Annotated in this window: 19 protein-coding genes and 1 pseudogene; 3 read left to right on the top strand and 17 right to left on the bottom strand. The window is 39.1% G+C overall.

Features of this window, described 5'->3' with window-relative positions; genetic code table 11:
- Positions 1-55 precede the first annotated feature (55 nt).
- Both ADJ67_04090 and ADJ67_04085 read right to left on the bottom strand, forming a co-directional pair.
- Positions 56-526 (bottom strand): tRNA methyltransferase, encoded by a 471-nt coding sequence (locus tag ADJ67_04090; protein ID AKT46911.1) that lies wholly within the window; start codon positions 524-526, stop codon positions 56-58.
- A complete protein-coding gene (locus tag ADJ67_04085) occupies positions 526-1,473 on the bottom strand; it encodes a hypothetical protein (protein AKT47668.1) in 948 nt (315 codons plus the stop codon). Before ADJ67_04085 ends, ADJ67_04090 begins: the two co-directional genes overlap by 1 nt.
- Before the next feature lie 157 nt (positions 1,474-1,630).
- Here ADJ67_04085 and ADJ67_04080 point away from each other — a divergent pair, with 157 nt between their 5' ends.
- Together ADJ67_04080 and ADJ67_04075 are read left to right on the top strand one after the other, a co-directional pair.
- Positions 1,631-2,596: a homoserine dehydrogenase gene (locus tag ADJ67_04080; GenBank protein ID AKT46910.1), complete on the top strand. Its 966-nt coding sequence runs from the start codon at positions 1,631-1,633 to the stop codon at positions 2,594-2,596.
- 31 nt (positions 2,597-2,627) lie between these two features.
- Positions 2,628-3,128, top strand: a complete 501-nt coding sequence (locus ADJ67_04075; GenBank protein AKT46909.1) for a hypothetical protein — start codon at positions 2,628-2,630, stop codon at positions 3,126-3,128.
- A gap of 106 nt (positions 3,129-3,234) precedes the next feature.
- On the opposite strand, the pseudogene ADJ67_04070 reads toward ADJ67_04075, so the two are convergent.
- Positions 3,235-3,747: pseudogene (locus ADJ67_04070) on the bottom strand (hypothetical protein).
- Between the two features lie 19 nt (positions 3,748-3,766).
- A complete protein-coding gene (locus ADJ67_04065; GenBank protein AKT46908.1) occupies positions 3,767-4,390 on the bottom strand; it encodes an endonuclease III in 624 nt (207 codons plus the stop codon).
- A 48-nt stretch (positions 4,391-4,438) separates the two neighbouring features.
- Here ADJ67_04065 and ADJ67_04060 point away from each other — a divergent pair, with 48 nt between their 5' ends.
- A complete protein-coding gene (locus tag ADJ67_04060; protein AKT46907.1) occupies positions 4,439-5,128 on the top strand; it encodes a hypothetical protein in 690 nt (229 codons plus the stop codon).
- 67 nt (positions 5,129-5,195) lie between these two features.
- On the opposite strand, the gene ADJ67_04055 is transcribed toward ADJ67_04060, so the two are convergent.
- The 13 genes from ADJ67_04055 to ADJ67_03995 form a co-directional block, all read right to left on the bottom strand.
- On the bottom strand, positions 5,196-6,179 hold the full coding sequence (locus ADJ67_04055) for a hypothetical protein (protein AKT46906.1): 984 nt from the start codon (positions 6,177-6,179) through the stop codon (positions 5,196-5,198).
- 278 nt (positions 6,180-6,457) lie between these two features.
- Positions 6,458-7,252 (bottom strand): transposase, encoded by a 795-nt coding sequence (locus ADJ67_04050; GenBank protein ID AKT47667.1) that lies wholly within the window; start codon positions 7,250-7,252, stop codon positions 6,458-6,460.
- Between the two features lie 23 nt (positions 7,253-7,275).
- The gene (locus ADJ67_04045; protein ID AKT46905.1) at positions 7,276-7,839 is read right to left on the bottom strand and encodes a transposase; all 564 of its coding nucleotides are present in this window, start codon (positions 7,837-7,839) and stop codon (positions 7,276-7,278) included.
- A 79-nt stretch (positions 7,840-7,918) separates the two neighbouring features.
- On the bottom strand, positions 7,919-10,504 hold the full coding sequence (locus ADJ67_04040; protein AKT46904.1) for a protein disaggregation chaperone: 2,586 nt from the start codon (positions 10,502-10,504) through the stop codon (positions 7,919-7,921).
- Positions 10,505-10,653: 149 nt separating this feature from the next.
- Entirely contained in the window at positions 10,654-11,271 is a 618-nt protein-coding gene (locus ADJ67_04035; protein AKT47666.1) for a hypothetical protein, read from the bottom strand.
- A 114-nt stretch (positions 11,272-11,385) separates the two neighbouring features.
- The gene (locus tag ADJ67_04030) at positions 11,386-12,699 is read right to left on the bottom strand and encodes a (dimethylallyl)adenosine tRNA methylthiotransferase (protein AKT46903.1); all 1,314 of its coding nucleotides are present in this window, start codon (positions 12,697-12,699) and stop codon (positions 11,386-11,388) included.
- A gap of 13 nt (positions 12,700-12,712) precedes the next feature.
- The gene (gene gpsA / locus ADJ67_04025) at positions 12,713-13,711 is read right to left on the bottom strand and encodes a glycerol-3-phosphate dehydrogenase (protein AKT47665.1); all 999 of its coding nucleotides are present in this window, start codon (positions 13,709-13,711) and stop codon (positions 12,713-12,715) included.
- A 4-nt stretch (positions 13,712-13,715) separates the two neighbouring features.
- A complete protein-coding gene (locus ADJ67_04020; GenBank protein AKT46902.1) occupies positions 13,716-14,321 on the bottom strand; it encodes a hypothetical protein in 606 nt (201 codons plus the stop codon).
- Between the two features lie 2 nt (positions 14,322-14,323).
- Entirely contained in the window at positions 14,324-15,643 is a 1,320-nt protein-coding gene (locus ADJ67_04015) for a GTP-binding protein Der (protein ID AKT46901.1), read from the bottom strand.
- The gene (locus tag ADJ67_04010; GenBank protein ID AKT46900.1) at positions 15,636-16,538 is read right to left on the bottom strand and encodes a cell division protein FtsY; all 903 of its coding nucleotides are present in this window, start codon (positions 16,536-16,538) and stop codon (positions 15,636-15,638) included. The genes ADJ67_04015 and ADJ67_04010 overlap by 8 nt, the downstream gene beginning before the upstream one ends.
- A 9-nt stretch (positions 16,539-16,547) precedes the next feature.
- A complete protein-coding gene (locus ADJ67_04005) occupies positions 16,548-20,093 on the bottom strand; it encodes a hypothetical protein (GenBank protein ID AKT46899.1) in 3,546 nt (1,181 codons plus the stop codon).
- Positions 20,093-20,776 carry a hypothetical protein gene (locus tag ADJ67_04000; protein ID AKT46898.1) on the bottom strand — a complete coding sequence of 228 codons (684 nt, stop codon included), beginning with the start codon at positions 20,774-20,776 and terminating at the stop codon, positions 20,093-20,095. Before ADJ67_04000 ends, ADJ67_04005 begins: the two co-directional genes overlap by 1 nt.
- Positions 20,777-20,779: 3 nt before the next feature.
- Positions 20,780-21,793: a phosphate acyltransferase gene (locus ADJ67_03995; GenBank protein AKT46897.1), complete on the bottom strand. Its 1,014-nt coding sequence runs from the start codon at positions 21,791-21,793 to the stop codon at positions 20,780-20,782.
- Positions 21,794-21,795 lie beyond the last annotated feature (2 nt).

Genomic DNA, 21,795 nt, shown 5'->3' with positions numbered 1-21,795 from the left:
AGCAATTCAACAATATTATGCAATTATTATACCATATTGAAAAAACTATAGCAAATTATTTAAGCTCAGGAAAACCTAGTTGACGCAAGGCCTCAAACAAAATAATATTGGCAGAATTTGATAGATTAAATGACCTTAACCTAGTGTTTTCACTCATAGGAATTCTTATAGCCATTTCTTCGTTTTTGGCTATGAAATCACGAGGAAGCCCCTTTGTTTCCCTTCCGAACAAAAACATATCGTCGTCCATATATTCAAAATCTGTATATATGCGCCCACCTTTAGTCGTTGCAAGAAATTTGCGCTTATCCTTATATTTCTCCATGAAATCATCTAGTGACTCGTGAATCTCAAGGTCCACATAAGGCCAGTAATCTAGACCTGCCCTCTTAACAGCCTTCTCACTTATATCAAATCCAAGCGGCTTCACAAGATGAAGCTTTGTATTAGTTGCTGCACATGTCCTTGCTATATTTCCGGTATTTGGTGGTATCTCTGGTTCAACAAAAACTATATGTAATGCCATTATCTGCCTATATTCTCCCTAAATACTCTCATAGCATTTAAATGACTGATTTTCTCAATTTCGTCATCGCTAAAATGCTTGCTCATTTTGTCCATCAAAGGCACATAGCCAGTGAAATCAACAAGTTCTCCATTATCATCTATTCCATCAAAGTCAGAACCTAAAGCAATTGCATCGATACCTGCTTTATCCTTCATGTACTTTAGATGATCTATTATTCTATCAAAGCTTGCTGCATCTCCACTTTTATTCAAAAATGCTCCGTAGAAGTTAATTCCAACTACACCGCCCTTTTCTCCAAGCATGTGAAGCTGCTCATCGCTGAGATTTCTAGGATGGTCGCATAGAGCCCTTGCACATGAGTGCGAAGCCATAAACGGCTTTTTGCTAAGCTTTGCTACATCAAAGAATCCACCCTCGTTTAGGTGCGAGCAATCTATTACAATGCCAAGCTCGTTCATTCTCTCAATAACATCCATACCAAAGACCTTGAGTCCTCTCTCGTGAGCCACTGCGTCTCTATTATTTGGGTATGCCAAGCAGTTTTCGTGATTCCAAATGAGTCCTATCATTCTAACGCCCATCTCATAGGCTTCATCAAGCCTCTCAATTTTGTTCTCTAAAAATGCCCCATCCTCTATGGTCAATATGGATGAAAGCATTCCATCTGCAGCATTTTGCTCTATATCTGAAACACATAGGGCTGGTCTTATAGCATCTTTATTTAGTTCCATCTGCTCTTTATATGTCTCATAGACACCCTTAAGTATCTCATATGGTCCTATGTTCATGCTCTTCCATGGAAGATACATGGCAAAGCACTGAGCAAGGCTTCCGCCTTCTCTAAGCTTTTCTATATTTATTGCAGTAGGACCATCTTTTAGTCCTTGCTCCTTGTGTTTCCAACATTCCAAAAGTGTATCGCAATGTAGATCTATAATCTTCATACTGTTTTTCATCTAGCGTTCCTCCTTAGCTTATAAATATATATTAAACTTTTTACTGTAGAAAACAAGATGGAAAGAGCTAATTATTTTAATTTAATCAAAGACAAAACGAAAATTTTCGTTTATAATATTTTCTAATAAATTAAGGAGGCAGATTATGAAGAAGGTAAAGATTGGACTCTTAGGTTTCGGTACTGTTGCCGGAGGAACTTTTGATATATTGAAGAAAAACGCTGAGCTAATTTCAAAGCGCAGCGGTTGTGAAATAGAAGTAGCTAAGGTTTTCGCAAGAAATACAGAGAAAGCTTTGTCAAAGGGCCTTCCTGCAGAGATAGCTACTGCAAATGTAGATGATGTTTTAACTAACGATAATATAGATATAGTCGTTGAAGCCATTGGTGGAATTGAACCAGCAACCGAATATATGCTAAAGGCTATGAAGGCTGGCAAGCATGTTGTAACACCTAACAAGGCTGCTGTTGCTGCAAACTACAAGGAGCTAACAGAAACAGCTAAGGCAAACAATGTAAGCTTTAGATTTGAAGCTAGCGTAGGAGGAGGAATACCTGCCCTTACTGCAATTCAGGAAGCTTTGAGCGGAAATGAATTCCTAGAAGTTATGGGAATTGTAAACGGAACAACAAATTATATCCTAAGCTGCATGCAGGCTGATGGAATGGAATATAAGGATGCTCTTAAGGATGCACAGATTAAGGGATTTGCTGAAGCTGATCCTACTGCTGACGTTGAAGGCATTGATGCCGCAAACAAGCTTTCCATTTTGATGACTCTATGCTTTGACAAGTATGTTAAGCCAGGTGATATTCCAACGACTGGAATCAGCAAGATTACAATGAAGGATATTGAAGACGCAGAAGCAAAGGATAGCAAGATTAAGCTAATCGCATCTGCTAAACTTTCTGGAGATCAGGTCGAGTACAGTGTTAAGCCAGTTCTAATGCCTAACAGTCACCCACTTGCTTCAGTTTCAAGAGAGTATAACGCAATTTACGTTACAGGTGATGCAGTTGGCGAGCTTATGTTCTACGGTGCAGGCGCTGGCGCCTTCCCTACAGGAAGCGCAGTTGTAGGCGATGTAATTGCAATTGCAAAGACAGTATAATAAATGATAATTATTTGATGGAGGAATCAGAATGAGTTTATACAAAGATTGGGACAAGCTTCTCAACGGACAGACTAAGGAGACAATTGACGAGTTTTGGAAGGAGTATTCAGAGGCAGAAGCAAGAATTTATGCTTACATCCTTTCAAACCATAATGAGCATCTTAAGGGTAAGGTTTCAGATCTTGCAGAGAAGTTCGAATGTGATAAAGTTATCTTCACTGGCTTTCTTGATGGAGTTACAACTAGCCTAAAAAATGAGTTAGATGTAACTAAAATTACACTAGATAGTGAGATAGACCTTGACATTGACTTTGAAAAGCTGTATTTTAATATGCATAAGGCTGATGCCGATTATCTCTGGGGACTTGAGGAATGGAACGATGTTCTCAGCGAAGAGAGAAGAATAGAAATCTACAACGAATATAGACGTTCAAGAACAGTACATGTAGAGAAGAAGCCAGGCAGAAATGAACCATGTCCATGTGGTAGTGGTAAGAAGTACAAGAACTGCTGCGGTAAAAGAGCCTAAAATAAGAATTTTAATAAGGCCAGAATACTATAATTAACATGCTAACAAGACAAATGACCTTTAGAAAGCAAACCCCTTGGGTGATTATATCACCTGAGGGGTTTGCTCATTTTTGTAGTTCAAAGTATTTAAATGTTTTATCCTCGCCTATCTGCTTCATTTCTCTACTTAACATAAAGTATGATGGCGTATTTTCGTGAAAGCATTTAGCTACGACCTTTGATACAAGTCCGCTCTCAAGTGCCCAGTGAAGAACACCATAAAAAGCCTCGGCTCCATACCCATAGCCAGATTCACTTCGCAAAACCCTGCATCCAAGTTCAGCAATATCGATATCCCCTTCTTTTCTAAAATCAAAGAGAACGGCTTCTCCTATCATCTTACCATCTTTTCTAACGGCAAAATTGATAGCCTCATGCGCATCAAAATCCATGCGAGCAACCTTATAAAAACTATCGTATTCAGGTTCCCCGTCTATGCTGAGCATATCATCGTATCCCCAATATACGTTTCTATCTTTATCAAAGATAATCTCGTTATATATATCAAGGTCAGAGTATTTGATTTCATCTAAGATAAGTCTTGCAGTTTCAATAACTGGCATGCTCTCCCAGTTCCATTTTTTGGTATCTTTCATCTTATATTCTCTTCTTGCACATTGACTCTATAGGACATTCTTCGCAGTTTGGCTTTCTAGCACTACAGCACTGTCTTCCATGGAAAATCAAAAGATGATGAGCCTTTGACCACCTATCCTTTGGAATCTTCTTCATCAGCGCCTTCTCAGTTGCTAGCTCGTTCTTTTCTTTACAGATACCTATACGGTTTGCAACCCTGAAAACATGAGTATCTACTGCAATATGTGGCTCGCCAAAACCAACTGAAAGGACTACATTTGCAGTCTTTCTTCCAACTCCAGAAAGCTTTGTTAGCGCATCAAAATCTTGCGGAACAATACCATCGTGCTCAGCAACTAAAGATTTTGCCATATTGATTATATTCTTTGATTTTGTGCGATACATTCCTATCTTCTTAAGATACTCTTCTACATCAGCTTGATCTGCCTTTGCCAGAGACTTGGCATCTGGGTAGGCCTCAAAAAGCTCAGGTGTAACCTTATTCACGCTCTTATCTGTTGTCTGCGCAGATAATGCCACAGCAACAATAAGCTCAAAAACATTATTATGATTGAGCGCACAGTCCGCATCTGGATATGCTTCCTCTAATCTATCTAAAATGCTGTTAACAGTTTTCCTATCCATAACTTTCCTTTCTTGACAATATATACTCGAAAAAAGTATAATTCACACATGGATATTATACAGCAACTAAGAAAAGAAACAAATAAAGAACTTCCACTTACTGATAGGATTTATGAGGAGCTTCTGAGGGATATCCTGACCGGTAAACTAGCTCGTGATTCTTGGCTCACAGAGACCAAGGTTTGCTCTATGTATGGAGCTAGCAGAACTCCTGTTAGAGAGGCTTTTAGGCGCCTTGAGATGGATGGGCTTTTGGAGTACATACCTAAGAGAGGCGAATATGTGCGTGGTTTTAGCTATGATGAATTAATCGATATGCTTAATATACGCGCAGACCTTGAAGTTAGAGCTGTCAGCTGGAGTATAGAGCGCATCACAGATGATGAGATGGAGCAATTTGACGATATATTCCGCTATATGGAGTTTTATACAAAGAAGAATGATATTCACATGATGATGTATGCAAATTCAGCCTTCCACAGACATATTTACAAGACATCGCATGACAGAATGCTTGATAAGACTCTGACAACATACTTTAATTACTGTAAATACTCCTGCCCTCCTAACTACTTTGCTCCAAAGTTTTTAGACAAGACACTTGAGGAAAGACGCAGAATCTATAGTGCCTATCTAAAAAAGGATGTAACAAGTGGCGCAAGAGCTATGAAGCTTCATATGAGTAATACTATTAAGCGAGCTATTGCAAACATAAATCTAAATATATACGAAAAATAAATCCCGTATCTATCAAATGCTTTCTGCACATTGCCATACGGGATTTTTTCTTTTAATTAACTATTACTTATTTACTTTCATTTTCAAAAATAAGCTTTATGATTCCTGCTAAAATACCTCCAATTACCCAGATTATCCATGTTATTCCCCATGCATTTGTAAAGAAAGATACAATGAAGTATATAGCGGTAATCACTAGCCAGTAGATTTGTTCAAAGACACCTAATCTGTCGCGACTTCTCTTTTTCCTTATAGAATAATCATTGTTTTGAAGTAGCATATCATAGCTATCTTTGATTAGGATAGTACGTACAATCATATTTACAGCTATACCCACTATAAAAAGTAGAAGTGCAACCATTGCGATCATGACTACATCTCTTTCTGTAAAGCAAAGCGCTATAAACATTGGCATAATCGACAAAATGCATAAAACAACTCCAGCTATAAGAAATGAAGTATGGCTTGATGCATAAGCTTCTTTCTTTTCTTTTACCATTCCATCAACACCATAGGCTGTTTCAATCTCTTCATTCTCAAGAAATTTAAATTTATCGAGCTTGCTACTTGAATTTATAAATAGTGCTACAGCTGCAGCAATCATCAAAATAAGTACGCTTACTCCTATGCCACCTACGGCATTTTCTGATATCTTAATTGTCTTTTCCTCGTACAAGCCTCCAAGCATAATTATAGCTATAGGAGACCAAATACACAGCATTACTCCAAGAGCAAATTTGGGTGCGTAGCTTTTACGTAGCCTCAAGAATTCTGAAGCCTCCTCAAGGCTAAGCTTCCTTGCATTTCTTGGATGCTCTGCACTTTCTTTAACAGAATCACCTGAATCACGCATGGCATCATCCTTTAATAGGTAATCTGTTGTTACCCCAAAGATTTCTGCAAGCATTATTATTCTATTTATATCTGGGATTGACTGTGCGCCCTCCCATTTTGATACAGACTGTCTAGAAACATTCAGCTTCTCGGCAAGTTCCTCTTGACTTAGTCCGATTCGCTTTCTTTCTTCAATAATCTTATCTGCTAATATCATCTTATTCCTCCTATGAAAATTGCGTATCTGGTTTTCTTGTTCGAACAACTGTATTCTATGAAAAAAATAAGTTGCAAGCTATAAAGTTCGTTTGGCAATTTGTCAACTGGCGGTTGCGATATCTCCAAACCGTTGAAATTTCACTGTTTGTATTTTAATAGTATTTTGATTTTTAGTCAAGTGGATCCGAATTTGAAGTTGTATTTTAAATGAAATACCCCTAAACTCCTATGGTTTAGTGATATGTACCCAGAATCCTGGACACATTCATTAGCGAATTAAGCTGAACACATGGATGCGATCCTGTACTTTACAGGTGGCATCCATTTTGTTTTTGCTTGGATTCTTTTGTTATTATAATAATCTATATATTCATCAATAGCTTTTGAAAACTCTTCGAAGGAGGAATAATCTTTCTCATAGCCATAATACATCTCATTCTTTAGTCTTCCGAAGAAGGTTTCCATTATACAGTTATCATAACAATTACCTTTTCGCGACATAGACTGTACAATACCGTGTTTCTGTAAGGTATTTCTAAAATGGGCATGCATATACTGCCAACCTTGATCCGAATGAAATACTAAGCCTTCAACAGAAGGAAACTTATCAAAAGCTTTATCAAGCATTCTTTCTATCTGCTCAAGATTAGGGCTTTTGGACAAATCATATGAGATAATTTCATTTGTATTCATATCCAATACAGGCGATATGTAACATTTCCCCCATGAAAAGTTAAACTGAGATATATCTGTTGTCCATTTCTGCAATGGTGCTGTTGTACTGAAATCCCTATTTATTACATTATCAGCAATCTTACCTACTTCGCCTTTATAAGAATGATATTTTTCCTTTGGACGCTTACCAGCTAATCCTGCTTCATGCATAAGGCGTTGAACTCGCTTATGATTTACATGATATCCACGATTTAGTAATTCATGATAAATTCTACGAACACCATATCTATGCTTGTTTTCTTCAAATATTTCTCTAATAACAATCAGTAATTCTTCATTGCGATCAGCAACTACATCTGATTTGTTAATCTCGAAATAATAAGTTGATTTAGACAGGCCAATAGCTTTTAAGAGATATTTTAATTGGTATCCTTTTTCTCGGAGTTCTTTGATGATTGCTGCTTTTTCGCCTTGAGTTCCGCAGCCCATCTTTCGTGTCTCAAGGCGATTAATTTTTTTATTGCTTCATTCTCCGTTTTTAAGTATTCAGTTTCTGCTCTAAGACGAATTAATTCTTCACGTTCTGATGGGGTTAAATCAGTGGGTTTGGATTTCTTGCTCATGTTTGCTTCCTTCTTACTTTTTCTGCCTTTTTTGAGATTTAATCCTTCATACCCTTTAATTTTATATGTCTGAACCCATTTAGACAATAATCCACCCTCAATTCCTGCACTAATAGCAACAGATTTTTGTGATTCACCAGCAAGTACACGAGCTACTAACTGATATCTACATTCAGCCGAACGTTCTTTACATGTAGTTGGATGCCGAAGAGAATCAAGACCATATATATCTGCAATTCTTGACCATTGTACAATTCTTTTTCTAAAATTTTTTTGGCTTATACCTTCTGGTGTTTCAATCCACTGACCAGAGCGATATAGTTCTACAGCATTAAGTTTAAAAGCATAATTGTATTTCATACAAAAACCCCTTTCACTGGTTTTGTCCAGTAAAAGGGGTACATATCATTAGAGGGTATAACCAGCTTTCGCTGTTTAGTTATTTGATTTCAAGCTCAATGCCTTCACCATTTGATGTAATCTCAACTGTGTTTCCATCAGCGATTTCACCCTTAATAAGTGCTTCTGCAAGCTTAGTCTCAACATACTTTTGCATGAATCTCTTTACAGGTCTTGCACCAAACTCAGGACTGTATGCATTGTCACAGATATAGTCCTTACCTGCTTCGCTTAGAACAAGCTTGATATTTCTCTCTGAAAGCCTCTTCTGAATAGATCCAAGAGCAATTTCTATGATTCTTCCAATCTGATCCTTATTTAGTGGAGTGAATACGATTGTATCATCGATTCTGTTGATAAACTCAGGTCTGAAGAAGCTATGAAGCTTGCTTATAACTTCTTCCTTTACTTCCTCAGAAATCTGACCACCTTCCTCTATTCTATCAATGAGCTCACGGCTACCGATATTTGATGTAAGGATGATGATTGTATTCTTGAAGTCTACAGTTCTTCCCTGATTATCAGTCAATCTTCCGTCATCTAGAAGCTGAAGCAAGATGTTAAATACGTCTGGATGCGCTTTTTCTATCTCATCAAAGAGTATTACGCTGTAAGGTCTTCTTCTAACTGCTTCAGTTAGCTGTCCGCCTTCATCATATCCTACATATCCTGGAGGCGCTCCGACAAGTCTAGAAACGCTGTGTTTTTCCATGTACTCAGACATATCAATTCTTATCATATTTTTTTCGGTATCAAAGAGGGCTTCTGAAAGTGCCTTTGCAAGCTCAGTCTTACCAACACCTGTAGGACCCATAAAGATAAATGAACCTATAGGTCTATTTTCATCCTTAAGACCAGCACGTGCTCTTAGTATAGCATCAGAAACTGCAACTACTGCTTCATCCTGACCTATAACTCTCTTGTGAAGTATTTCAGGAAGCTTTAGAAGTTTTTCTCTTTCGCTTTCAACTAGCTTTGATACAGGAATTCCTGTCCACTGTGATACGACTTCTGCTATTTCCTCAACGTCGACCTCTTCCTTTAGGAGTCTATCCTCACTCTTATCTGCAAGAGCCTGCTTTTCCTCCTCCAGCTTCTTCTCGAGTGCTGGAAGTTCGCCGTATTTCAGCTTTGCAAGTGTCTCAAGATCATATGCTCGCTCAGCTTCCTCTATGCGGTGCTTCAATTCCTCGATATCCTGCTTTGTTTGCTTAGAATCAGTGATTTTCTTCTTCTCAGTCTCCCACTGAGTTCTAAGTGTTGCACTTTCACTGTTGAGCTCACTTAATTCTTTTTCTAATGCCTCAAGTCTTGCCTTTGATGCCTTATCAGTTTCCTTTAGAAGCGCCTGCTTTTCAATCTGAAGCTGCATTATCTTTCTCGAAATCTGATCAAGTTCTGATGGCATGCTATCAATTTCCGTTCTGATACGTGAAGCAGCCTCATCCATCAAATCTATCGCCTTATCTGGCAAGAATCTATCTGTGATATACCTATCTGATAGCGTTGCACAAGCAATAAGAGCATTGTCTGTAATTCTAACGCCGTGGTGAATTTCAAAGCGTTCCTTAAGTCCTCTCAAAATAGAGATGGTATCATTGATATCTGGCTGATCAACCATAACTTTTTGGAATCTTCTCTCAAGAGCAGCATCCTTTTCTATGTACTTTCTGTACTCTGTCAAAGTAGTAGCACCTATGCAGTGAAGCTCGCCTCTTGCAAGCTTTGGCTTTAGAAGATTTCCGGCATCCATAGAGCCTTCAGTTTTTCCTGCGCCAACAATTGTATGAATCTCGTCTATAAATAGGATGATTCTTCCTTCTGATTTTTCTACCTCGTTTAGAACTGCCTTGAGTCTTTCCTCAAATTCACCTCTAAACTTAGCACCGGCAATAAGCGCACCCATATCAAGTGCAAATATTGTCTTGTCTTTTAGACCTTCTGGAACATCTCCCTTAAGGATTCTCTGTGCAAGTCCCTCGACAACTGCGGTCTTACCAACACCAGGCTCACCTATCAAAACAGGATTGTTCTTAGTACGGCGAGATAGAATCTGTATAGCATGTCTAATCTCACTATCTCTTCCGATTACTGGATCAAGCTTACCCTTTCTGGCTAGCTCAACTAGATCCTGACCATATTTCTCTAGAGCTTCATAATTGTCCTCAGGATTTTGGCTAGTAACTCGCTGATTCCCTCTGACCTTGGTCAAAGCCTCTAGGAAGCCCTCCTTACTTATACCAAATCTTTTACATACTTCAATAAATGGACTCTTTCTTTCATTTAAAAGAGCAAGATATATGTGTTCGACGCTTACATAATCATCCTTAAAACGCTCTGCTTCCTTTTCACTTTCAGCTAGTAGTAAATTTAGACGCTGTGAGGCATAAATCTGTCCTCCACTAACCTTTGGTAGCTTATCAACAAGCTCAGAAACAGCTTTCTCAACTGAATTAGCGTCTATCTCCATGTATTTTAGAAGCCTTGGGATTAGGCCATCGCTCTGCTGTAGCAAAGCTAGATTTATATGCTCAGGCTCAAGACTTGGATTACCATTTTCGATTGCAATGCGCTGTCCTTCAACAATAGCAGCCTGCGCGTTCTGTGTGTATTTTTCTATATTCATGGTTATACCTCCTTGATTCTCATCTTCATTACTTATATTATATACCCCTTTATTTCAAAAAACAACAAAAATATTAGCACTCTTTTACGATGAGTGCTAATATTTTTCTTCTATTTTATTTTGCTTTGAAATTACAGGCCTTTTGCGATTTACACTATGCCCATTATTGCATTAAACAATCCGTATATTAGTGGATTAATTACTATATCAAGTACATTTAGTAAAATTAGTCCTAGCAAAATAAATGTACCAAGACGGTAGAACTGATACCACCATGAGTATTTATCAAGTCTAAATATCTGTGTTACAAAATTAAATCCATCTAGTGGCGGAATTGGAAGCAAGTTGAATACCATGAGAATTATATTTACTAAAATGCCATACTGCAATATCATAGCTATTACATGTAAAGGCTCATTAGTACTTACAGCAATTCCACTTGAATACATAAGCTTAAGTATAAGTGCAAATACAAATGCAATTATTAGATTCATAGTTACACCTGCAACCGCTACAAGTGCCTCACCTAATCTTCTGTTCTTATAGTAGTTAGGATTTATCTGTACTGGCACTCCCCATCCAAATCCTGCCATGATAAGTGCTACGAATCCAATTGGATCAATATGCTTAAGTGGATTTACAGTTACTCTTCCCTGTTCCTTTGGAGTTGGATCGCCAAGCTTATATGATACCATTGCATGAGAAAACTCATGTAGCGTAAGTCCTATGATTATTCCAGGAAGCATATATAGCTTTGTTATAATCATATCAATGCTGAATGTGTCGTGTCCTTGCAAAAGGTTAAGTACTACGACAAGTGCAACTAGCAGAATCGCTGAATTTAACTGGTTTTGATTTATCTTCATCTTTTTCTCCATTTACTATTCTATAACTTCGCCAAAGAGACTGAAGGTCTTGGCATCCGTAATCTTAACATCAACTATGCTTCCTATCAGTTCCTTCTTACCAGCAAAGTTCACTAGCTTAAATCCATCCGTTCTTCCTGTAAGCGTTGACTTATCATTCTTACTTACGCCATCTACTAGAACTTTTTCTACCCTATCCTGATAAGCTTTGTTCTTCTTCTCGCTTATTTCGTTTACAGCATTTACAAGAAGGTCAAATCTCCTATGCTTTTCGCTTTCCTCAATCTGATCCTCAAACTTCTCTGCAGGGGTTCCCTTTCTTATAGAATAAATAAAGGTGAATGCTGAATCGTACTCAACTTCTTTGACAATGCTTAAAGTTTCCTCAAAGTCTTCGTTTGTCTCTCCAGGAAAACCTACTATTATATCTGTAGAAAGCGTAATATCAGGAACTGTCTTTCTAAGCTTTTCTATGAGCTTAAGATAATCTTCTCTGGTATACTTTCTGTTCATTCGCTTAAGAACTCTATTACTTCCTGACTGAATAGGCAGATGCAAGTTACGGCAAAGCTTATCACAGACTGCAAAAGCTTCAATAAGCTCATCTGAAAGGTCTTTTGGGTTTGATGTCATAAAGCGTATGCGCTCAAGCCCATCTACATCGTTTAGCATTTTGAGAAGTTCAGCAAAGCTAGTTCCATTACCATCATATGAGTTAACATTTTGACCAAGGAGCATAATTTCCTTAACTCCATCTGCTACTAGGCCTTTAACCTCAGCTACTATAGCCTCTGGCGCTCTGCTCTTTTCACGTCCCCTTGTGTATGGAACTATGCAGTAGGTGCAGAAGTTATTACATCCAAACATGATGTTTACTAGTGCTTTGTGATCAAATAGTCTCTTAGCTGGGAGCCCCTCGACTATTTCCTCTGTGTTTTCAATAATATCAACAACCTTCTCCTTCTCGATTGCAACCTTTTCGATTAACTCTGGAATATGGTGAATGCTGTTTGTACCAAAAATTACATCTACCCAGGGGTACTTAGCTTTTATAGTATCGACAACCCTCTGCTGCTGCATCATGCATCCACAGACACATACGATAAAAGAAGGGTCGCTTTCTTTTCGTTTCTTAAGCTGTCCTAGCGTTCCAAAGAAGCGCTTATCAGCATTATCTCTGACGCTACATGTATTTATAATTACTATAGAGGCATCTTTTCGCTCTTTGACGCTTGAAAAGCCTCTTTCTGTTAGAAGACCGTCGATAACCTCAGAGTCATGCTCGTTCATCTGACAGCCAAATGTTGTTATATGAAATGTTCTGGACATCTGTCCTCCTAAGTTATTTTCTTTCGTCTTTTGGGCTACGTGTCATTAGGACATCTATAGCTTCCTTTGCATTGATTTCGCCGCTTAAGCAGGCATGAATCATCTCAGTAATAGGCATATCTACACCCAGAGATTTAGCAAGCTTATATGCAGCTTCGCATGTGCTTATTCCTTCAACAACCATTCCTATACTATCAGCAGCCTCTGTTGGACTCATTCCCTGGCCAATCAAAAGACCACAACGTCTATTTCTTGAGTGATTACTTGTGCAGGTTACTATAAGATCGCCTATGCCACTAAGTCCTGCAAAAGTTTCCTTCTTTGCACCAAGACTAACTCCAAGTCTTGCAATTTCTGCAATCCCCCTAGTCATCAATGCTGCCTTTGCACTATCTCCATATCCTAGACCATCAGATATTCCTGCACCGATAGCCATAATATTCTTAAGTGCACCGCCAAGCTCAACACCGATAATATCATCGTGTGTATAAACTCTAAATCTATCGTTCATGAATACTTCCTGAACCTTAAGCGCAGCCTCATTGTCCTTAGATGCTGCAACAACGCCAGCTGGCATATTTCTGCCAACCTCCTCTGCGTGTGATGGACCAGATAGAGCAACATAACTATTATTTGGTGCAATCTCTTCAGCAAGCTCTGAAAGCCTCTTGAGGCTCTTCATATCTATACCCTTTGCAACATTAACAAGTATTGTATCCTCAGAAATTGAACTAATAGCCTTTCTTAGCGTGTTAGCAAAATGCTGAGCCGGAACTGCAAATAGAATTATGTCTGCATCTTCAACTGCTGTATTTAGCACGCTCTCAAACTTTACGCTGTCCGGTATTCTAACCTGTGGCAAATATCTAATATTTGATCTAAGATACTCTACCTCTGCAATGTGGTCAATATTTCTTGCCGTAACTTTGACATCATAGCCTTTATTTGCTAAAAGAACTGTTAGCGCTGTTCCCCAGCTTCCGAATCCGACTACTGTAATCTTTGTATCGATTGTCTTATTCACCTTTATTCTCCTTTTTCTTAAAGCTTAGCTTACTTTCGTTTCCAGATAGAATTCTAGCTATATTAGCTCTATGCTTGAATATCAAAATCAGAGCCATGCAAATGCCAGCAGGAAGAAACTCTTTCTCCATAAAGTACGCTAAAAATGGAAATGCAAGAGCTGCCGTTACAGAACCTAGTGAAACCATCCTTGTAACAAGTACTACTAGTACTACTATACCTAGGCATATCAAAGCGAGCTGCCAATTGAGTGCCAGTAGCGCTCCAAATGCTGTAGCAACGCCTTTTCCTCCCTTGAATTTTAGCAACAAAGGCCAAACGTGTCCTAGAAATACTGCTAGTGCACAGAAAGATACCTGCATAGGGTTAAGAAACATACCTGCAAAAAAAACAGCGAGAAATCCCTTACCAATATCTATTACTAGAGTTATAACTGCTGCCTTTGCACCGAGAACTCTAAGAGCATTCGTTGTACCTGCGTTTCCACTTCCCGCCTTTTTGATGTCTATACCCTTTGCCTTAGCAAGGATTGTAGACGGTGAAATATTACCTAGCATGTAAGCTATCAAAAGTAAGATAACAAATTTTATGCTGATCATCCCTACTCCTTTTCTCCTCTTTCTCTAAACAGGAACTTTATAGATGTTCCCTCAAAACCAAAGGCTGCCCTTATCTTATTCTCAAGATATCTAGCATATGAGAAGTGCATAAGTTCTCTATCGTTTATTGAAAATGCAAATAGCGGTGGTTTTACACCAATCTGGCTCGCATAGTAGACCTTAAGTCTTCTACCCTTGTCAGCTGGTGGCTGGTTCATCAAAACAGCGTCTGCAATCAAGCTATTAAGCTGTCCTGTAGGAACTCTGAGAGCGCGTTTTTCGGCAACAAACTTAACCATTGCCATAACCTCACTGAGCCTTTCCCTCTTAAGTGCGGAAATAAATACAACTGGCGCATAGGACATGAAAAGAAGCTCTGCCTCTATCTTACGCCTATAATCGCGCATCGTATTTGTTTCCTTGTGAATAAGGTCCCACTTATTTACTACAACAACTATTCCCTTACCAGCCTCGTGAGCCTCACCTGCAATTTTCTTATCTTGCTCTGTAAGGCCTTCCTCCGCGTCTATCAAAAGAAGACATACATCACATCTTTCTATCGCTGCTATGGATCTAATTACGCTGTATCGCTCTATATCCTCATTTACTTTGCTCTTTCTTCTGATACCTGCAGTATCGATAAGAAGGTATTTGTCGCCTTCCCACTCAAAAGGAGTATCTATAGCATCTCTAGTTGTTCCTGCAATTGGAGAAACTATAACTCTATTATCGTCAACTAGAGCATTTATTAACGAAGACTTGCCTACATTCGGTTTTCCTATCACGGAAACCTTGATATCATCAGTTTCTTCGTATTTATTATCTGGGAATGATTTAACTATATCGTCAAGAACATCACCTAGATTAAGCATATTTACTGAAGAAATAGGAATTGGCTCGCCAAGTCCTAAGGTATAGAAATCATAGAAGTTATCAGGAATCTTGCGAGGGTTATCTATCTTGTTTACGAGCAAAATAATCTTCTTTCCGGTTCTGCGAAGCATGGTTGCGACTTCTTCATCTGCTGTAGTAATTCCATCCTTACCATCTACGATAAAGAGAATTACATCTGCCATATCCATAGCCATCTGCGCCTGCTCACGCATCTGGGAAAGGATTATATCCTTGCTATCTGGTTCTATACCTCCAGTATCGATAAGATCAAATCCAATTCCGTTCCATTCAGCTTCAGCGTATATACGGTCACGTGTTACGCCTGGAGTGTCTTCAACAATTGAAACTCTTCTTCCTACTATCTTATTAAAAAATGTTGATTTTCCAACATTTGGTCTGCCAACAACGGCAACGATAGGTCTACTCATCAAAAATACCTCCTGCAAACTCTCTAGCATCAAAAGGCTTAAGATCATTTAGACCTTCACCTACTCCAATAAACTTTATAGGCATGTTGAATTCATCTGTAATGCTTATAGCTATACCGCCCTTTGCTGTTCCGTCAAGCTTTGTTAGAATGAGTCCTGTAATTTCAGCAACTTCATTGAATTCCTTGGCCTGAGAAATAGCATTCTTGCCATTTGTGGCATCAAGTACAAGCAAAGTCTCCCTGTTTGCTTCTGGAAACTCTCTCGAAATAACCTTATTCATCTTCTCAAGTTCATTCATGAGGTTCTTTTTAGTCTGTAGTCTTCCAGCTGTATCGCAGATAAGTACATCTATGTTTCTTGCCTTTGCTGACTGAATAGCATCATAAATTACTGCAGAAGGATCTGCTCCTTCCTGATGCATAACAGTATTTACACCGATTCTGTCTCCCCAAATTTTTAGTTGTTCAGATGCTGCAGCTCTAAAAGTATCTGCTGCTGCAAACATTACGCTCTTACCTTGAGCCTTTAGCATATTTCCAAGCTTTGCAATTGAAGTTGTTTTTCCGCCACCATTTATTCCGATTACAAGGATTATAAGCGGTGTCTTATCGCAAAGCTTACATCTATCTCCCTTGTTCAAAATCAGCGTCATTACATTTGTAAGCGCGTCTTTGACTCTCTCTGGTTTTGTTATGTGGTTAATCTGGATATGGTCACGGAGGTCTTGCATTATCCTCATAGTCGTATCCATTCCGATATCTGAGGTTATAAGAATCTCTTCTAGCTCATCGAGCATCTCCTCATCTACCGTTGCGCGCGACATCAGAGTATCGCTTATTCTCTCGGATAGTTTTCCGAAAAAACCTTTTTTCTTTCCTCCTAAGATTGCCATCTTTCCTCCTTACTCTATCTCAAAATCATCGCCCAGTCTCAGACTTAGCACTTTAGATATTCCGTGCTCTGGCATGGTTACACCGTATAGTACGTCCGCATGCTCCATCGTTGCTTTTTGGTGAGTTACTAGTGTAAACTGTATTTCTTTAAAGTTCTTCAGATACTCTGCAAATCTATCTATATTGCTATCGTCAAGTGCGGCTTCTACCTCATCAAGTATGCAAAATGGTGTAGGTTTTGTCTTGAGTACCGCAAACATCAGTGCAATTGCTGTCATGGTCTTCTCACCACCTGACATTAAGTTGATGTTCTGAAGTTTCTTTCCTGGTGGCTGTGCGATAATCTCAATTCCACTTGTCAGTGGATTGTTCTCATCTTCTAGCCTTAACTCTGCATATCCACCGCCAAACAGAGACTTGAATATCTCCTCAAAGTTAACAACCACCTTATCAAAGTTATCTTTAAATCTCCTCCTTATGGTCTTATCCATATCTGAGATGATTTTTAGAAGTTCTTCTTTAGCTGCATTTATATCGTTTCTCTGAGATGTCAGGAATTCATAACGCTCTGAAACCTGTTCGTATTCGGCTATGGCACCAATGTTTACATCGCCTAGCTCTCTCATACGACTTTTGATTCTGCGTTCTTCCTTGGCTGCTTGTGAGTAAACAAAATCTTCTTTTTTGAAGTCCATGGCCTGAGCATAGCTTATCTCAAACTCATCCCATAGTTTTTCCTTCAGTGATTCTAGCTGAGCCTCACTCTTGCTAATCTTTAGATCTAGCTGATACTTGTTATCTCTTAGTCCATTGAGCTTATCTAAAGCGCCTTTCTGTTTCTCGTCAAACTCCTGAAGCTGGGTGATTACAGTCTGTCTATCCTCGCTTACCTCTGCTAGGTTTGATTCAAGTTCTAGCTTTTCTCTTTCAAAAATCTCAAGAACTTCCTTATTGTCTCTGCTATTCAAAAGCAGATCCTTCTCTAACTTAAGCTTATCAAGAGCCTCCATCTTATCATTTAGCTGGCTTTCCATAGACTCAAGCTGTCTTTTTATCCTGCTCTTTTCAGATTCGCTGTTTTCTAGCCTTGTCTCAAGCTCATTTAGTATGATTCTGTGCTTTGTTACGCCTTCGCTTGCCTTATCGGTTTCATCTTTGATAGAATCAATTTCCTGAAGGACTGATTCGGTATTTGCCTGAATTATATCGATTTCATTCTGCAGCTCTAAAGCTTGATTATTAAGCTTTAGAATTAATTCATCAGCTTCCTTGGTCTGCTTATCAATCTCAGCAAGCTCTGATTCTACACGCTTTAGGTTCTTTGACTGCTCCTCAGCTCTGATTTTTTCTGACTCTACAAGGCTTTTCAATCTGTTAAGATTTAGGTCTGCATCTCTATGGTCAGAACTTAAATCATTGAACATCTCTCTTTCGTCAGTCTGCTTAGCTTTGAGTTTTGATAACTCCTCGCCCATCTTCTCTATGCTGAGTTTGTATGCCTTAAGGCCCTTCTCTAGGTCGCTTATCTCAGCCTTACGCTCAAGCAGATTTGCCGATTTATTCTTATATGCACCACCTGTGATAGCACCTGATGCATTTACAATTTCTCCTTCTGGAGTAACAAATCTTAGTCCCTGTGACACCTTTGATAGTCTAATAGCACTATCCATGTCTTTAACAATAGCAACTCTGCCTAACAGATAGCTATAGATATTTGCTAGCTCTTTATCAAAGCTTATAATATAAACAGCCATACCCAAAAAGCCCTTATCGTCTTTTAGTTTATCGCTTATAGCTTGCTTGCTAGCTCTAATTGATGCTATAGGAAGGAAGGTTATTCTTCCTACGCGATTTTCTTTTAGGAACTTTACAGCACGCTTTGCATCATCATCATTTTCACAAATTACATTCTGAAGCGATGCTCCCATTGCAGTTTCAATAGCAAGCTCATAGCCCTTTGGTACATCCATAAGCTCAGCTGTTACGCCTCTAATTCCGCTTAGGTTCTGCTTCATCAAAGCTCTAACGCCTAGGTTATAGCCTTCATAATTGCTCTCCATCTCCTCTATGGTATGGAGCCTAGTCTGTATTCTTCCAGCTTCTAGACGCTCTCTAGCAAGCTGTTCTTCCTTATCTTTAATGTTTGCAGATGTCTTTGCTATGCTAGTCTCTAACTCTGAAAGCTTTAATTTTAGCTTCTCAACCCTTGCCTCACACTCTTCGATTTCTTGAAGATTACCACTTAGACTATCGCTTATCTGCCTATCTGCTTCGCTATTTTCATCTCTAAGTTCTTCTAGTTCTTCTCTTCTTCTTAGAAGCGTCTTCTTGAGGTTCTCGTAACCCTTAGATTCACTTTCGCTTGCGCTAACTCTATTATGAAGCTCAAATACCTTACGTTTTCCATCATCAGCCTCTGCAAGTTTTTCTGCCTGACGTGATGCCAGCTCATTATACTTTGCAATTTTCTCATTTAAAATTAGCTTTGCATTTTCGAGTTCTTTGCTTAAATAGTCAAATTCCTCGCTAGCGCTAGAAAGCAATTCCTCTTCTGCAAGCTTTCTCTCGTTAATTGAAACAATATCTGAGTTTATAATATTGCTTTCGTTTTCAATTCCGACTAGTCTTTGCTCGCTGAGTTTGCCCTCGCTTATAGCAGAGTTAATTCTCTGGACCGCATCCATAATCTTATCGCGAGTCTCATCTGAAAGCTTGTCTAAAAGTTCTCTTCTACTTGTTAGCTCCTCATATCTATTTATTAGAGCCTCGCTCTCTTCTTTTACCTTTGATATCTCAGACTCAAATCCTGCAATATCTGCCCTATATGTTTCGCTATTTTTTTCGATATTAGCGATGTTTCTTAAAATAAGATTTATCTCTAAATCCTTATACTTATCTCTAAGCTCTACAAATTCCTTGGCTTTTTCGCTATCTTCCTTAAGCTGGCCTATACGAGACTCGATTTCAGAAACAATGTCATCCACACGTTCGAGATTAGCCGATGTCGATTCTAGCTTTTTCTCAGCATCGCTTCGTCTGTTTTTGTACATTACAACACCAGCCGCTTCCTCAAAGATTTCTCTTCTACTCTCCGGCTTGGTGCTCACGATATCTGCAATCTTACCCTGTCCAATCAAAGAGTACCCATCTACTCCTATACCTGTATCCATGATAAGCTCACGTATATCCCTTAGTCTGCAAGGATTGTTGTTGATAAGGTATTCACTCTCACCTGAGCGATACATCCTTCTTGTTATTGCTACCTCGTTGTAGTCAACATTTAGGATTCCACTAGAATTATCTATGACAAGAACAACCTCTGCCATACCGCGCGATTTTCTACTTGCAGTACCAGCAAAGATAACTTCTTCCATCTTGCCACCTCTCAGCGCTTTCGGACTTTGTTCTCCGAGTACCCATCTGATGGCATCACTTATATTGCTCTTGCCGCTTCCGTTAGGACCGACAACGCATGTTATTCCCTCATGAAACTCAATAACAACAGGATCTGCAAATGATTTGAATCCATGCATTTCTAATCTTTTGAAGTACATTAAATCTCGCCTTTCTGAAGGGCATACTTTGCAGCCGCCTTTTCTGCTTCTTTTTTTGTATTACCCGTACCTATACCGTATATAAGATCGTTGATTTCCACCTGAACGCAAAACTCCTTGCAATGCTCAGGACCTCTTTCTGAAACAACGATGTATCTTATCGGCACGCTACCATATTTCTTCTGAACTACTTCCTGCAGCCTTGTCTTATAATCAAAGTTAAGCTGCCCTGAAACCGCCTTATCAATAGTATCCTTAAATAAAGCTAAAATTAGCTTCTTTGCCTCTTCAAAGCCACCATCTATATAAACAGCACCTATTATCGCTTCTACTGCATCAGCAATTATATGCTTATTGCCTCTTCCCCTGTTTAGCTCCTCGCCGTTTCCAAGCAAAATTTCCTTGTCAATGCCTAGTTTTAGACCAATTTCTGCAAGGCTATCTGAGCAGACAATCTGCGCTCTTCTCTTTGACAAAGTGCCTTCGCTATTATCCGCTAGTCTTGTGAAAAGATCAAATCCAATTACAGCATCGAGAAACCCGTCCCCAATAAATTCGAGTCTCTCGTTACTTTGCTTGTTAAATTGTCCTGCGTATGAGCTGTGCGTAAGTGCTGTGGCTAGAAGATTCTTGTCTTTAAATTCGTATGAAATTTTCGCCTCTATATCCCCTATCAAGTGAATCTCCTATTCTGCCGTTACAATGTCTTCGATTTCTAGCACTGAACTTTCTATAATTTCTACAACCTTACCTTCTACATAAGGAATAGCTTTCATAATCGTCTGCTTAACAGCAAGTGCATCTGAGCTTCCATGCATCTTAAGTAGTGCGCCCTTAACTCCAAGAATTGGCGCGCCGCCATATTCGGAATAATTCATTTCAGTCTTTATTCCCATGAGCTGTCTCTTTAACAAAAGTGCACCAAGCTTGCTCTTTGTATCAGCGAAAAATCTCTTCTTAAGCTCTCTGAGGAACATAAGTCCCATACCTTCTGTAAGCTTAAGAATAGCGTTACCTGTGAATCCATCTGCAACTATTACATCGCAGGCACCGTTTGGAAGTTCTCTAGCCTCTACATTGCCTATAAAGTTTAGGTGGCTCTTCTTTAGCATCTCGTAAGCTGCCTTTGTTAGAGTCGTTCCCTTCTTCTCTTCGCTTCCGTTATTTACAAGACCAACAGTTGGGTTTTCTCTACCCATAACCTTTTCCATATACACTGAGCCCATGATACCGAACTCTAGAAGATTATTAGGTTTGCACTCTGCGTTTGCTCCTGCATCTGTCAAAAGTGAAGGTTCGCTTCCTATGACCGGATAAACAGTAGCAAGAGATGGTCTATCTATTCCTTGGATTCTTCCTAGAATGAAAAGTCCTCCTGCGAGGAGAGCTCCAGTGCTTCCTGCTGAGATAAATACATCTCCTTCACCAGCTTTAACCATGTTTATGCCCTTAACCATAGAAGAGTCTTTCTTTGATCTAACAGCTCTTACAGGTGCTTCTTCATTAGTGATAACTTCAGTTGCGTTTACCACGCTTATCTTATCACCTGTATAACCTGTGTTCTTAAGGCATTCGTTAATTGCCTCTTCCTGACCCACAATGATTATCTCATGTGGCATTTCTTTAGTGGCTGCAACAGCCCCCTCAACTACTACCTGAGGTGCGTTATCTCCACCCATTCCATCTAAAACAATTCTCATGT

Source organism: Eubacterium sulci ATCC 35585 (genome assembly GCA_001189495.1).
Lineage (GTDB): Bacteria > Bacillota > Clostridia > Peptostreptococcales > Anaerovoracaceae > Eubacterium_B > Eubacterium_B sulci.
The sequence above is the reverse complement of the archived record's forward strand: the minus strand, read 5'-3'. Positions and strand labels throughout refer to the sequence as shown.